General features: G+C 57.9%; 12 protein-coding genes and 1 pseudogene. 11 read left to right on the forward strand and 2 right to left on the reverse strand.

The features are described from left to right. Nucleotides 1-5: 5 nt before the first annotated feature. From ccoO (EAH74_RS16025) to ccoP (EAH74_RS16055), 7 genes are all read left to right on the forward strand, one after another. Nucleotides 6-614, forward strand: a complete 609-nt coding sequence (gene ccoO, locus EAH74_RS16025) for a cytochrome-c oxidase, cbb3-type subunit II (RefSeq protein ID WP_123365419.1) — start codon at nucleotides 6-8, stop codon at nucleotides 612-614. Between the two features lie 21 nt (nucleotides 615-635). Then, the gene (locus EAH74_RS16030; RefSeq protein ID WP_170206212.1) at nucleotides 636-836 is read left to right on the forward strand and encodes a cbb3-type cytochrome oxidase subunit 3; all 201 of its coding nucleotides are present in this window, start codon (nucleotides 636-638) and stop codon (nucleotides 834-836) included. After that, nucleotides 833-1,786 carry a cytochrome-c oxidase, cbb3-type subunit III gene (gene ccoP, locus EAH74_RS16035; protein ID WP_140679722.1) on the forward strand — a complete coding sequence of 318 codons (954 nt, stop codon included), beginning with the start codon at nucleotides 833-835 and terminating at the stop codon, nucleotides 1,784-1,786. Before EAH74_RS16030 ends, ccoP (EAH74_RS16035) begins: the two co-directional genes overlap by 4 nt. Nucleotides 1,787-2,269: 483 nt before the next feature. Further along, the gene (gene ccoN, locus EAH74_RS16040) at nucleotides 2,270-3,712 is read left to right on the forward strand and encodes a cytochrome-c oxidase, cbb3-type subunit I (RefSeq protein WP_140679723.1); all 1,443 of its coding nucleotides are present in this window, start codon (nucleotides 2,270-2,272) and stop codon (nucleotides 3,710-3,712) included. Further along, nucleotides 3,712-4,320 (forward strand): cytochrome-c oxidase, cbb3-type subunit II, encoded by a 609-nt coding sequence (ccoO, locus tag EAH74_RS16045; protein WP_140679724.1) that lies wholly within the window; start codon nucleotides 3,712-3,714, stop codon nucleotides 4,318-4,320. Before ccoN ends, ccoO (EAH74_RS16045) begins: the two co-directional genes overlap by 1 nt. A 5-nt stretch (nucleotides 4,321-4,325) precedes the next feature. Next, nucleotides 4,326-4,511, forward strand: coding sequence for a CcoQ/FixQ family Cbb3-type cytochrome c oxidase assembly chaperone (locus EAH74_RS16050; protein ID WP_003175465.1), 186 nt, complete (start codon nucleotides 4,326-4,328; stop codon nucleotides 4,509-4,511). Next, nucleotides 4,508-5,491 carry a cytochrome-c oxidase, cbb3-type subunit III gene (gene ccoP, locus EAH74_RS16055; RefSeq protein WP_140679725.1) on the forward strand — a complete coding sequence of 328 codons (984 nt, stop codon included), beginning with the start codon at nucleotides 4,508-4,510 and terminating at the stop codon, nucleotides 5,489-5,491. The genes EAH74_RS16050 and ccoP (EAH74_RS16055) overlap by 4 nt, the downstream gene beginning before the upstream one ends. A 79-nt stretch (nucleotides 5,492-5,570) precedes the next feature. On the opposite strand, the gene EAH74_RS16060 is transcribed toward ccoP (EAH74_RS16055), so the two are convergent. Next, on the reverse strand, nucleotides 5,571-6,587 hold the full coding sequence (locus EAH74_RS16060; RefSeq protein ID WP_140679726.1) for a metallophosphoesterase family protein: 1,017 nt from the start codon (nucleotides 6,585-6,587) through the stop codon (nucleotides 5,571-5,573). Between the two features lie 215 nt (nucleotides 6,588-6,802). Between EAH74_RS16060 and EAH74_RS16065 the strand changes: the two are divergent. Next, nucleotides 6,803-7,432, forward strand: a pseudogene (locus EAH74_RS16065) (cytochrome c oxidase accessory protein CcoG); the annotation flags it as partial. Nucleotides 7,433-7,569: 137 nt separating this feature from the next. On the opposite strand, the gene EAH74_RS16070 reads toward EAH74_RS16065, so the two are convergent. After that, on the reverse strand, nucleotides 7,570-8,571 hold the full coding sequence (locus EAH74_RS16070) for a metallophosphoesterase family protein (RefSeq protein WP_140679728.1): 1,002 nt from the start codon (nucleotides 8,569-8,571) through the stop codon (nucleotides 7,570-7,572). Between the two features lie 518 nt (nucleotides 8,572-9,089). Here EAH74_RS16070 and ccoG point away from each other — a divergent pair. The 3 genes from ccoG (at nucleotide 9,090) to EAH74_RS16085 (ending at nucleotide 13,647) form a co-directional block, all read left to right on the forward strand. Further along, nucleotides 9,090-10,505, forward strand: a complete 1,416-nt coding sequence (gene ccoG / locus EAH74_RS16075; protein ID WP_140679729.1) for a cytochrome c oxidase accessory protein CcoG — start codon at nucleotides 9,090-9,092, stop codon at nucleotides 10,503-10,505. 11 nt (nucleotides 10,506-10,516) lie between these two features. Beyond that, on the forward strand, nucleotides 10,517-11,056 hold the full coding sequence (locus tag EAH74_RS16080; protein ID WP_140679730.1) for a FixH family protein: 540 nt from the start codon (nucleotides 10,517-10,519) through the stop codon (nucleotides 11,054-11,056). Nucleotides 11,057-11,196: 140 nt separating this feature from the next. Further along, on the forward strand, nucleotides 11,197-13,647 hold the full coding sequence (locus EAH74_RS16085; RefSeq protein ID WP_140679731.1) for a heavy metal translocating P-type ATPase: 2,451 nt from the start codon (nucleotides 11,197-11,199) through the stop codon (nucleotides 13,645-13,647). The last annotated feature ends 1 nt before the right edge of the window (nucleotide 13,648 follow it).

Here is a 13,648-nt window from a genome sequence, read left to right on the forward strand (position 1 = left end):
CCGCCATGAAACACGAAACAATCGAGAAAAACGTCGGCCTGCTGATGTTGCTGATGGTGCTGGCCGTGAGCATTGGCGGTCTGACCCAGATCGTCCCGCTGTTCTTCCAGGACGTGACCAATAAACCGGTGGAAGGCATGAAGCCCTACACCGCGCTGCAACTGGAAGGTCGCGACATCTACATCCGCGAAGGCTGCGTCGGTTGCCATTCGCAGATGATCCGGCCGTTCCGTGCCGAGACCGAACGTTACGGCCACTACTCGGTGGCCGGTGAAAGCGTCTGGGATCACCCGTTCCTGTGGGGCTCGAAACGTACCGGTCCGGACCTGGCCCGGGTCGGCGGTCGCTACTCCGAAGACTGGCACCGCGCGCACTTGTACAACCCGCGCAACGTGGTGCCGGAATCGAAAATGCCCGGCTATCCGTGGCTGGTCGCCAATCAACTCGACAGCAGCCACACCGAAGGCAAGATCAAGGCGATGCGCACCCTCGGCGTGCCGTACACCGACGATGACATCGCCGGCTCAGTCGCCTCGCTCGAGGGCAAGACCGAAATGGACGCGCTGGTCGCTTACCTGCAAGTGCTCGGCACATCCATCAAGAGCAAGAGGTGAGCCATGGCCATGCCCTTTGAAATCGTAAGCGAAATGAGCAGTGGAATGATCCGCGGCCTGGGCACGGTCGTGGTGTTCGTAGCCTTCGTCGGCCTGACGCTGTGGGTGTTCAACAGCAAGCGCAATCCGGAATTCGCCGAAGCGCGTTTGCTGCCGTTCGCCGATGAACCCCTATCCGACGACGCCACCCAAGAACCTGAAACAAGGAGTACCCGGCCATGACCACCTTCTGGAGTACGTGGATCTGCGTACTGACCATTGGCAGCCTGATCGGCCTGACCTGGCTGCTGATCGGCACCCGCAAGGGCGAAACCAAGGGCAGTGTCGACCAGACCATGGGCCACAGCTTCGACGGCATCGAGGAGTACGACAACCCGCTGCCGCAGTGGTGGTTCATGCTGTTCGCCGGCACGCTGGTGTTCGCCGTGGGTTATCTGGTGCTTTACCCCGGCCTGGGCAACTGGAAAGGCATCCTGCCGGGTTACGAGGACGGTTGGACCGGCGTCCACGAGTGGGAAAAGGAGATGAACAAGGCCGATGCGAAGTTCGGGCCGATCTTCGCCAAATTCGCGGCGATGCCCGTGGAAGAAGTGGCCACAGACCCGCTAGCGTTGAAAATGGGCGGTCGCCTGTTTGCCTCCAATTGCGCGGTCTGCCACGGCTCGGATGCCAAGGGCGCCTTTGGCTTCCCGAACCTGGCGGACACCAACTGGCGCTGGGGCGGCAACGCCGACACGATCAAAACCACGATCATGGGTGGTCGCATGGCCGCGATGCCGGCCTGGGGTGAAATCCTTGGTGATGCTGGCGTGAAGAACGTCGCGGCGTATGTGCGCCATGACCTGGCCGGCCTGCCGTTGGCTGCCGACAACGGTGCCGACCTGCACGCCGGACAGCAAGCGTTCAGCACGATGTGCGTAGCCTGTCATGGGGCAAACGGCCAGGGCACTGAAGCCATGGGCGCGCCGAATCTGACGCAACCGGCCGGTTTTATCTACGGTACAAGCCTGGCGCAACTGCAACAGACGATTCGTCATGGCCGCCAGGGCCATATGCCGGCGCAGAACGAACTGCTCGGCAACGACAAGGTGCAACTGCTGGCCGCTTACGTTTACAGCTTGTCTCACGGTCTGAGCACCGAGCGTTTGCAGGCTGAAGGCAAACACGAATAAATCTCGACCGCTCTGCTGCCGCATTCTTCCGGATGCGGCAGTTCCCTGCTTCTTTGCGACCAAGTGTCGCACCTCTCCGTTAGTCCTCCTTTCGGTTCCCCAGTTTCGGGTCTAAGCTTCCCCCGATGCGGACTGGCATGAGCCGGTTCCAGGTCGACCCAACCCGATGTGTTCGACGAATCTGCTCGATGACAAGCCGCAAAGGCTGGTAGATACCGGCTGTCGTGCCAATTGCCATCTGTCACCCGATCGTTGTGTTTGAACACACCCCGTTACATCCGACCTGACCCTCTCACCATTTTCGTCTGCTGCGACATTTTGTCCTTGGGCAATTTTGTCCTTACGCGGCGCATGGAAAGGCCGCAGAATCAGCTTTTGAAAGCATTGACCCAGGTCATGGCGCGTTGCAATGACCCCCCGCTTTCTCCATACTTGCGGCCGATTTTTACTCCTAATAAAACACCCAAACCGTGGAACCTTAGAATGAGCACAGCAATCAGTCCGACTGCTTATAACTATAAGGTAGTCCGCCAGTTCGCCATCATGACGGTGGTCTGGGGGATCCTTGGCATGGGGCTAGGTGTCTTCATCGCCTCACAGCTTGTATGGCCGGAATTGAACTTCGGTCTGCCGTGGACGACTTTTGGACGCTTACGCCCGTTGCACACCAACCTGGTGATTTTCGCCTTCGGTGGTTGTGCACTGTTTGCCACTTCTTATTACGTCGTGCAGCGAACCTGCCAAACGCGACTGATTTCCGACAGCCTCGCCGCCTTCACCTTCTGGGGTTGGCAAGCGGTGATCGTCGGCGCGATCGTTACCTTGCCGTTGGGTTACACCACCACCAAGGAATACGCGGAACTGGAATGGCCCCTGGCTATTCTGCTGGCCATCGTCTGGGTTACTTACGGTCTGGTGTTCTTCGGCACCATCACCAAGCGCAAAACCAAGCACATCTATGTGGGTAACTGGTTCTACGGTGCCTTCATCGTTGTGACGGCGATGCTGCACATCGTCAACCACGCCTCCCTGCCGGTCAGCCTCTTCAAGTCCTACTCGGCCTACGCCGGTGCGACTGATGCGATGATCCAGTGGTGGTACGGCCACAACGCGGTGGGTTTCTTCCTGACCACGGGCTTCCTGGGGATGATGTACTACTTCGTTCCGAAGCAGGCCGAGCGTCCGATCTACTCCTATCGCCTGTCGATCGTGCACTTCTGGGCGCTGATCACCCTGTACATCTGGGCCGGTCCGCACCACCTGCACTACACCGCTCTGCCGGACTGGGCTCAGTCGCTGGGCATGGCGATGTCGATCATCCTGCTGGCACCAAGCTGGGGCGGCATGATCAACGGCATGATGACCCTGTCGGGCGCCTGGCATAAGCTGCGCACCGACCCGATCCTGCGCTTCCTCGTTGTGTCGCTGGCGTTCTACGGCATGTCGACCTTCGAAGGCCCGATGATGGCCATCAAGACCGTCAACTCGCTGTCTCACTACACAGACTGGACCATCGGCCACGTACACGCCGGTGCCTTGGGCTGGGTGGCGATGATCTCGATCGGCGCCATCTACCACATGATCCCGAAACTGTTCGGTCGTGCGCAGATGCACAGCATCGGCCTGATCAACACGCACTTCTGGCTCGCGACCATCGGTACCGTTCTGTACATCGCTTCGATGTGGGTCAACGGCATCACCCAGGGTCTGATGTGGCGTGCAATCAACGACGACGGCACCCTTACCTACTCGTTCGTAGAAGCGCTGCAAGCCAGCCATCCTGGTTTCATCGTTCGCGCCCTGGGCGGTGCGTTCTTCGCCAGCGGCATGCTGTTCATGGCCTACAACGTATGGCGTACCGTACGTGCCTCGAACCCGGCTGAAGCCAAAGCTGCTGAACAGATTGCTGTAGTTGGAGCTCACTGATGAAGCATGAAGCAGTCGAGAAGAACATTGGCCTGCTGGCCTTCTTCATGGTTATCGCCGTCAGCATCGGCGGCCTGACCCAGATCGTTCCGCTGTTTTTCCAGGACGTCACCAACAAGCCGGTCGAAGGCATGAAGCCTCGCCCCGCCCTCGAACTGGAAGGCCGCGACATCTTCATCGCCAACGGTTGTGTCGGCTGCCACTCGCAGATGATCCGCCCGTTCCGTGCTGAAACCGAACGTTACGGCCACTACTCGGTCGCCGGTGAAAGCGTCTGGGACCACCCGTTCCTGTGGGGTTCCAAGCGTACCGGTCCGGACCTGGCCCGTGTTGGCGGTCGTTACTCCGATGACTGGCAGCGTGCGCACTTGTACAACCCGCGCAACGTCGTGCCTGAATCGAAAATGCCGGCCTACCCGTTCCTCGTGGAAAACAAGCTCGACGGCAAAGACACCGCCAAGAAAATGGAAGTCTTGCGCATGCTCGGCGTCCCTTACACCGACGAAGACATCGCCGGCGCCAAGGATGCCGTGAAGGGCAAAACCGAAATGGACGCGCTGGTGGCCTATCTGCAAGGCCTGGGCACCATCATCAAAAGCAAACGGTGATTTAGATGGATATCGGGATGATTCGTGGCCTGGGCACCGTTGTTGTGATGGTGGCCTTCATCGGTCTGGCGTTGTGGGTATTCAGCCCCAAGCGCAAGTCGGAGTTTGAAGACGCGACCTTGCTGCCCTTCGCGGATGATCCCGAAGCCATCAAGCACGTCGAGCAAGCTTCTAGGAGTAACAAAGAATGACTACGTTCTGGAGTCTGTACGTCACAGTCCTCAGTCTCGGCACGATCTTCGCCCTGACCTGGCTGCTGCTGTCCACCCGCAAGGGCCAGCGCAGCGAAGCCACCGAAGAAACGGTTGGCCACTCCTTCGACGGGATCGAGGAGTACGACAACCCACTGCCGAAATGGTGGTTCATGCTGTTCGTGGGCACCATCATCTTCGCCCTGGGCTACCTGGTTCTGTACCCGGGCCTGGGTAACTGGAAAGGCCTGTTGCCGGGTTACAACTACCTCGATAACGAAAAGCAGACCGCGTTCGCCAACGGCCAGAGCGGCTGGACCGGCGTTCACGAGTGGGAAAAGGAAATGGCCAAGTCGGACGCCAAGTTCGGCCCGATCTTCGCCAAGTTCGCTTCCATGCCGATTGAAGAAGTCGCCAAGGACCCGCAAGCCCTGAAGATGGGTGGCCGTCTGTTCGCCTCCAACTGCTCGGTTTGCCACGGCTCCGACGCCAAAGGCGCTTATGGCTTCCCGAACCTGACCGACGCCGACTGGCGCTGGGGTGGTGAAGCGGAAACCATCAAGACCACCATCATGGGCGGTCGACATGCTGTGATGCCGGCCTGGGCAGAAGTGATCGGCGAGCAAGGCGTCGCGAACGTTGCCTCGTTCGTACTGACCAACCTCGATGGCCGCAAACTGCCGGAAGGCACCAAGGCTGACCCGGTAGCCGGCCAGAAGCTGTTCGCCGCCAACTGCGCGGTGTGCCACGGTCCGGAAGGCAAAGGCACGCCAGCAATGGGCGCACCTAACCTGACCCACCCGGCAGCGTTCATCTACGGTTCGAGCTTCGCTCAACTGCAGCAGACCATCCGTTACGGCCGTCAGGGCCAGATGCCTGCGCAAGAACAGCTGCAAGGCAACGACAAGGTTCACCTGCTGGCCGCTTACGTCTACAGCCTCTCTCACGGTGAGAAAGCGCCGGCGGAAGCCGCTCAGTAAGGCAAACGCCTGACTGCAACACCAAACGGCCCCGCCAATAATACTGGCGGGGCCGTTTTCATTTCACGATCGGTTCGACTTAGCGCTGGACCGCAATAGTTGCCTCAAGCTTTCGACTAGGCCAGTTGTTGCCCTTCACGCGGTAGACCATCAACTTGTCCCTTTCCTTGGAGAAACTCGCAATCAGATACGTCTGTTGCGAAGCCGCCCCGCTCAGGAACAATGGCACGTCACCAAACTCGCTAGTGGCGCTTCCGTATTGGCCATTAAACCGGTGGAAGTGCCCGGCAAACACCGCAGTCACCTTGTAATCTTTGATCATCTTACTGACGCGACTCAATTGCTGGTCACTGCCATCCCACCTGGGTTTATGCATATTCAGGATAATGATCTGGCCTCTTTCACGGGCGTTCTTCAAATCCACTTCCAACCAGTCAAGTGCGTCCGTCAGGTGATAGGTCTTCGGCACAAGCCAGTTATAAGCGGTGAAGCTGACCGAGTAAGTAGGCTCATTATTTAGCTGCACCATATGAACATCTCCAAAGTTCTTGGAATAAGCCAGACTGCCCGTCACAGCTTTATTTAAGCTACCCTCACCCATCAGTTGAACATCAATGCTGTCGGCCCTGCCATCTTTACCGGTATAGCGTGCCAAAAAGTCCTCAACACTCCCTGCGGCACAATTATTAAAAAGACAGTCATCAACATTATTCTGATAGTCGTGATTACCCAGGCCATAGTCATACAGGCCGAGCAGCTTGCGGTCCAGAATCGGCTTGACCACCGAACGCTGCCAACCATGACCAAAGGCAGTGATATCGCCATTGATCATCACCGGCACTCGCGCGGCGCCGCCAAAGTTCTGCCTGAAATTGGCGATATCATTATATTGGGTTTCGATCAGCCATTTAGAACGCGAATCCCGATCCGAGTCGGTCTGGGTTTCACCTGCATCGGTTTTCTCAGTCCACGGATATTGCGGATCGGAGGTGAACACCATGTCATCCGGAGATACTGTTGTTGCTGAATGTGCAAAAGGCGTCATGACAGCAAAGGCCAGACACGCCAGCAAACTGCCAGAATTTGATAAGCTCATAGAATTCCATTTCCATCTAACATTAATAATAGAGCGACAGGCAACTTGCCCGAACACGAACATATAACAGACCTCGAATACACACAAACATCCAACACCCGACAATTAATTAACAATATTTCCAACCAACAATTAACGCACCTACCGAACCACCCACAAGCCCCCTTAAATAAGCACTCCAACAATAATAATACGAAGATTAAAACAACAAACTCATAACACTCATTGAATCGAAAAAAATCTACACCCGCGCCTTCACCGGCCTGTTCCGTAACCTGCGGATGATGGGCGGTGCCGGGTTGTTTCTGCTGTATTTCGGTACGGTCTGGCTGAGCCAGGCCGTCTGGTGGAACCTGCCGGAACGCAAATTCTTCATCTTTGGCGCAACCTTCTGGCCTCAGGACTTCATCCTGCTCTCGGGGATCCTGATCGTCAGCGCCTTCGGCCTGTTCTTCATTACCGTGTACGCCGGGCGGATCTGGTGCGGCTATACCTGCCCACAGAGTGTCTGGACGTGGATTTTCATGTGGTGCGAGAAGGTCACCGAAGGCGACCCCAACCAGCGCATCAAGCTCGACAAAGCGCCCATGAGCGCCAACAAATTCCTGCGCAAACTCAGCAAACACACGATGTGGCTGTTGATTGGCTTCGTGACCGGCATGACCTTCGTCGGTTACTTCTCGCCGATCCGCGAGCTGACCATCGACTTCTTCACCGGCGAAGCCGACGGCTGGTCGTATTTCTGGGTCGGCTTCTTCACCCTCGCCACCTACGGCAATGCCGGCTGGTTGCGCGAGCAGGTGTGCATTTACATGTGCCCGTACGCGCGCTTCCAGAGCGTGATGCAACGACAAGGTTCACCTGCTGGCGGCTTACGCCTACAGCCTGTCTCACGGTGAGAAAACGCCGGCGGAAGCCGCTCAGCAAGGCAAGCGCTTGATGCAATAAAGAGGGCCCCGCCAGTGATCTGACGGGGCCTTTTTCATGGGCGACTGGCCCAGATCGATTTCACCGGTACCGTATCCAGCAGCTCTCGGGTCTGCCATTGATTGTTCTTCACAAGGTTGATGTGCAATTGCTTGCGATCATCCGAGAAGCTGGCAATCAGGTAGGTTTGCTGGGAAGTGGCGCCGCTGAGATACATTGGCACGCCATTCACTTCATAGGCATCGCCGCCATTTTGATGGTAATGACCGGCAAAAATGGCAGTGACCTCATACTTTCTGATCATTTGGTAGAAGCGCCTCACTTGCTCACTGTTACCCATCATTTCCTCGGGCTTGTGCATGTTGATAATGATGGCGTAACCCTGAATCCGAGCGTGTTTCAAATCGTTTTCAAGCCAATCCAGTGTGCTGGTGATATCAAAGGTCGTCGGGTTTAACGCATGAGCAATTCTGGTCGCATAGGTCGGCTCATTATTGAGTTGCACCATATGGACGTCACCGATGTTCTTGGAATAGGCGAGACTGCCCGAATACAGCCTGCTAAGGAAACTGCCCGTAATTTTCAAATCAAAATTATCAACCTTGCCTTCATGGTGCTCCTTAAACTCCACGATACTGCCGGCCGCGCAATTATTGCTGAAGCAATCATTTACGTTATTCTCATAATCGTGATTACCCAACCCATACAGATAATCGTCCTTGAAGTATTTTTTCAATGTCGAATTCATGTAAGAGCGCTGCCAGCCGTGACCGAAAGCAGTGATATCGCCATTGATCATCAGCGGTACATGGGATTGCGCATTACTTTTCCGGAAGTCGGCAATACTCGCAAACTGGGTCTCTACCAGCCATTTTGAACGACTTTTGAAATCCGCATCCGACTCAGGCTCTCTGCGGTCGAGCTTATCCGTCCACGGGTATTGCGTATCCGAAGCGAAGATCATATGGCGTGGAGCCCCCTCCACTGAATAGGCCAAAGGCGCCATAGACAACAGGCACAAGCCCAGTACAAACCGCTTAACTTTCTTAGAAATCATAGAATTCCGTTTCCATTAGTATTAAACAAAGTGCGATTAAAAGACCGCACCCGAGCAACTTATTGGAAACGAACAAAAACTTCAAACCCTCAACTAAAACCAATTAAATAAATATATTTCCACCACACAAGATAAAATTGAAGAACAACTTCTCCCCAACTTAAACCTGGTTTGCTCTGTGTGTTTGATGTTTCAGATTTTAGTGGGCCCAACCAGGAAGCCGTTTATGCAATTCACTCTGGTGATCGGCATGCAGGGCGGCCGGGTCTACAAACTCTCCCTACTGCTTCGGCCACGAATCGCACCACCTCCCATTCTGCATCACGAAAAACCGTCCATAATTCACAAGTCAATTGATTCAAGTCATTACACCGTCAGTTGATTTCTACCAACGTGACCAAAGGTCGCACCCTTGAGCCAGAGCTACAGGCGTATCATTGCGCCACTGCAACACCTCTTTTTGACCGCGGTCGGCATGTACTGACCGAGGCATTTTTCCACTGCCGTGGGATGCAATGATGAGCAATCAGATTCCGGTACACGACGTTACCCCGCCTGCCAAGAACGCGAACAACAGCGTCGACCTCTACGCCTCTCGAGAAAAGATTTACACCCGCGCCTTCACCGGCCTGTTCCGCAACCTGCGGATGATGGGCGGTGCCGGGTTGTTTCTGCTGTATTTCGGTACGGTCTGGCTGAGCTGGGGCGGCCATCAGGCCGTCTGGTGGAACCTGCCGGAGCGCAAATTCTTCATTTTCGGTGCGACCTTCTGGCCTCAGGATTTCATCCTGCTCTCCGGGATCTTGATCGTCAGCGCCTTCGGCCTGTTCTTCATTACCGTGTATGCCGGGCGGGTCTGGTGCGGTTATACCTGCCCGCAAAGTGTCTGGACCTGGATTTTCATGTGGTGCGAGAAGGTCACCGAAGGCGACCGCAACCAGCGCATCAAGCTCGACAAAGCGCCCATGAGCGCCAACAAATTCGTGCGTAAGTTCAGCAAGCACACGATGTGGTTGCTGATCGGCCTGGTGACCGGCCTGACCTTCGTCGGTTACTTTTCGCCGATCCGCGAACTGACCATCGACTTCTTCACCGGCGAAGCCGATGGCTGGTCGTATTTCTGGGTCGGCTTCTTCACTCTCGCCACCTACGGCAACGCCGGCTGGTTGCGTGAGCAGGTGTGCATTTACATGTGCCCGTACGCGCGCTTCCAGAGCGTGATGTTCGACAAAGACACCCTGATCGTTTCCTACGACCCGCGTCGTGGTGAAAGCCGCGGCCCGCGCAAGAAAGGCGCCGACTACAAGGCCATGGGCCTGGGTGACTGCATCGACTGCACCATGTGCGTCCAGGTTTGCCCGACCGGTATCGACATCCGCGACGGCCTGCAGATCGAATGCATCGGCTGCGCCGCGTGTATCGATGCCTGCGACAGCATCATGGACAAGATGGACTATCCGCGCGGCCTGATCAGCTACACCACCGAGCACAACCTGTCGGGGCAAAAAACCCATAAACTGCGCCCGCGCCTGATCGGCTATGCCCTGGTGCTGCTGGCAATGATGGGATTGCTGGCGGGCGCGTTCTTCATGCGCTCATTGGTCGGATTCGACGTCAGCAAGGACCGCGTGCTGTACCGCGAGAACGCTGAAGGCCGAATCGAAAACGTCTACAGCCTGAAGATCATGAACAAGGATCAGCGCGACCACACCTACGTGCTCGAAGCCGCTGGCCTGCCGGACCTCAAGCTGCAAGGTAAGCGCGAGATCAAGGTCGCCGCCGGGGAGATTTTCAGTCAGCCGGTCGAACTGTCCATCGCTCCGGAAAAACTGCCATCGAGCACCAACGAGGTGAAATTCATCCTCAAGGATGCCGATGACAACAGCGTCCACATTGAAGCCAAGAGCCGGTTCATCGGCCCACAAGTTCGTTGAGAGAAGTGATCATGCCCGCAGCAAATGCCGCAAGTCCCTGGTACAAGCACCTTTGGCCGTGGATCATCATCGCCATCCTGGCGTGTTCTGTGACCCTGACCTTATCCATGGTGACGATCGCGGTGAAAAACCCGGACAACCTGGTCAACGACAACTATTACGAGGCCGGTAAAGGCATCAACCGCTCCCTCGACCGTGAGCTGCTGGCGCAGACCCTGCTGCTGCGAGCCAGCGTTCATCTGGACGACGTGACCGGTGAAGTCGACCTGCGCCTGAGCGGCAACAGCCAACCGAAAACCCTGGAACTGAACCTGATCTCGCCGACCCAGCCCCAGAAAGATCGCAAAATCACCCTGGCGCGTAGCGAAACCGAACAGGGCCGCTACATCGGCCAGTTGAACGACAAGGTCGACGGTCGCCGCTTTGTAGAACTGCTGGGCGTGCAGGATGACAAGACCTGGCGCATGTTCGAAGAAGAACAGGTCAGCCATGACAAGGATCTGCTGCTGGGTGACGAGCCACTTCAAGGCGCCGAAGACCTGAAAAAATAAAGTCGCGCTTCGCGCATCGCGAGCAGGCTCGCTCCCACAGTGGATCTGCGGTGTACATGAATTTTGTGCACGACATCGATCAAATGTGGGAGCGAGCCTGCTCGCGATGAGGCCCTCCCGGACGATATAGATTCGAGCTCATGAGTACTCCAACCCCCTGCTACCACTGCGCCCTGCCCGTCCCGGCCGGCAGCCGCTTCACCGCTGCCGTCCTCGGTGAAACCCGCGAGTTCTGCTGCCCGGGTTGTCAGGCCGTGGCCGAAGCCATTGTGGCCGGTGGACTGGAAACCTATTACCAGCATCGCAGCGAATCATCGGCCAACCCCGAAGCCTTGCCGGTGCAGTTAGTGGACGAACTGGCGCTTTACGACCGCGCCGACGTGCAAGCCCCCTTCGTCCGCCACGAAGGCGAACTCGCCGAAACCACCCTGTTGATGGAAGGCATCAGTTGCGCCGCCTGCGGCTGGCTCATCGAGAAACACCTGCGTGGCTTGCCGGCGGTAGCCGAAGCGCGCCTGAATCTGTCCAACCATCGCCTGCACGTACGATGGGCCGATGCGCAACTGCCACTGAGTCAGGTACTCAGCGAATTGCGCCACATCGGTTACGCCGCGCACCCCTATCAGGCCGACCGCGCCAGTGAACAACTGGCCAGCGAAAACCGCCTGGCCCTGCGCCAACTCGGCGTGGCCGGGCTGTTGTGGTTCCAGGCGATGATGGCGACCATGGCCACCTGGCCGGAATTCAACATCGACCTCAGCCCCGAGCTGCATACCATCCTGCGTTGGGTCGCGCTGTTCCTCACCACCCCGATCGTCTTCTATAGCTGCGCGCCATTCTTCAAAGGCGCCATGCGTGACTTGCGCACCCGCCACCTGACCATGGACGTTTCGGTGTCGCTGGCGATTGGCAGCGCCTACATCGCCGGGATCTGGACCTCGATCACCGGTGTCGGTGAACTGTATTTCGATGCGGTGGGCATGTTCGCGCTGTTCCTGCTGGCCGGGCGTTATCTGGAACGTCGCGCCCGCGAACGCACCGCTGCTGCCACCGCGCAACTCGTCAATCTGTTACCCGCCTCGTGTTTGCGCCTGAGTGCCGACGGCCAGAGCGAGCGGATCCTGCTCAGCGAACTGCGCGTCGGCGATCAGGTGCTGGTGCATCCCGGCGCGATCCTCCCGGCTGACGGCAAGATCCTCGACGGCCAGTCGAGCATCGACGAATCCCTGCTCACCGGCGAATACCTGCCGCAACCGCGCACGCCGGGCGATGCCGTCACCGCCGGCACCCTGAACGTCGAAGGTGCATTGACCGTGGAAGTCCTGGCGCTGGGTCAAGACACCCGACTGTCCGCCATCGTCCGCCTGCTGGATCGCGCCCAGGCCGAAAAGCCCCGACTGGCGGAAATTGCCGACCGCGCCGCGCAATGGTTCCTGCTGCTGTCGCTGATTGCCGCTGCCGTCATCGGCCTGATCTGGTGGGAACTGGATTCGTCGCGAGCCTTCTGGATTGTGTTGGCGATGCTGGTTGCGACGTGCCCGTGCGCCCTGTCCCTGGCCACACCGACCGCCCTCACCGCCGCCACTGGCACACTGCACAAACTCGGCTTGCTGCTGACTCGCGGCCATGTGCTGGAAGGCCTGAACCAGATCGATACGGTGATTTTCGACAAGACCGGCACGCTGACGGAAGGTCGCCTGGCCTTGCGATCGATTCGCCCACTCGGCGCACTCAACAGCGATCAATGCCTGAGCCTGGCCGCCGCCCTGGAAAACCGCTCTGAACACCCGATCGCCCATGCGTTTGGCCGGGCGCCGCTGGCCGCTGAAGAAGTCCACAGCACGCCGGGGCTTGGCCTTGAAGGATTGGTCGGTGAACAACGCCTGCGCATCGGCCAACCGGGTTTTGTCTGTGAACTCAGTGGCGCTGCCGTGCCATTGATACCGGATGAAGCCGGCCAATGGTTGCTGCTCGGTAACAGTCAGGGACCGTTGGCATGGTTTGTTCTCGATGACCGTTTGCGTGCCGACGCCCCCACCCTGCTCGCCGCCTGCAAGGCTCGCGGCTGGCGCACGCTGCTGCTGTCCGGCGACAGCTCGCCGATGGTCGCCAGTGTCGCCGCCGAACTGGGCATCGATGAAGCCCGCGGCGGCTTGCGTCCGGACGACAAATTGCAAGTCCTGCAACAGCTGCACAAGGAAGGCCGCAAGGTGTTGATGCTCGGTGACGGGGTCAACGACGTGCCAGTGCTGGCCGCCGCCGACATCAGCGTGGCCATGGGGTCGGCCACCGACCTGGCAAAAACCAGTGCCGACGCGGTATTGCTGTCGAACCGCCTCGACGCACTGGTACAAGCCTTCAGCCTGGCTCGGCGCACCCGTCGGGTAATCATCGAGAACCTGCTGTGGGCCGGGCTGTACAATGGCCTCATGTTGCCGTTCGCCGCCCTCGGCTGGATCACTCCGGTATGGGCTGCGGTCGGCATGTCCATCAGTTCGTTGACCGTGGTGCTGAACGCCCTGCGCCTGACTCGCATGCCAAACACGCCTGCGGTCAGCGCCACGCCAGAAACCCGTCCGCTGCCGGCTTGAG

Source organism: Pseudomonas mandelii, assembly GCF_006438925.1.
Classification (GTDB): Bacteria; Pseudomonadota; Gammaproteobacteria; order Pseudomonadales; family Pseudomonadaceae; genus Aquipseudomonas; species Aquipseudomonas mandelii_C.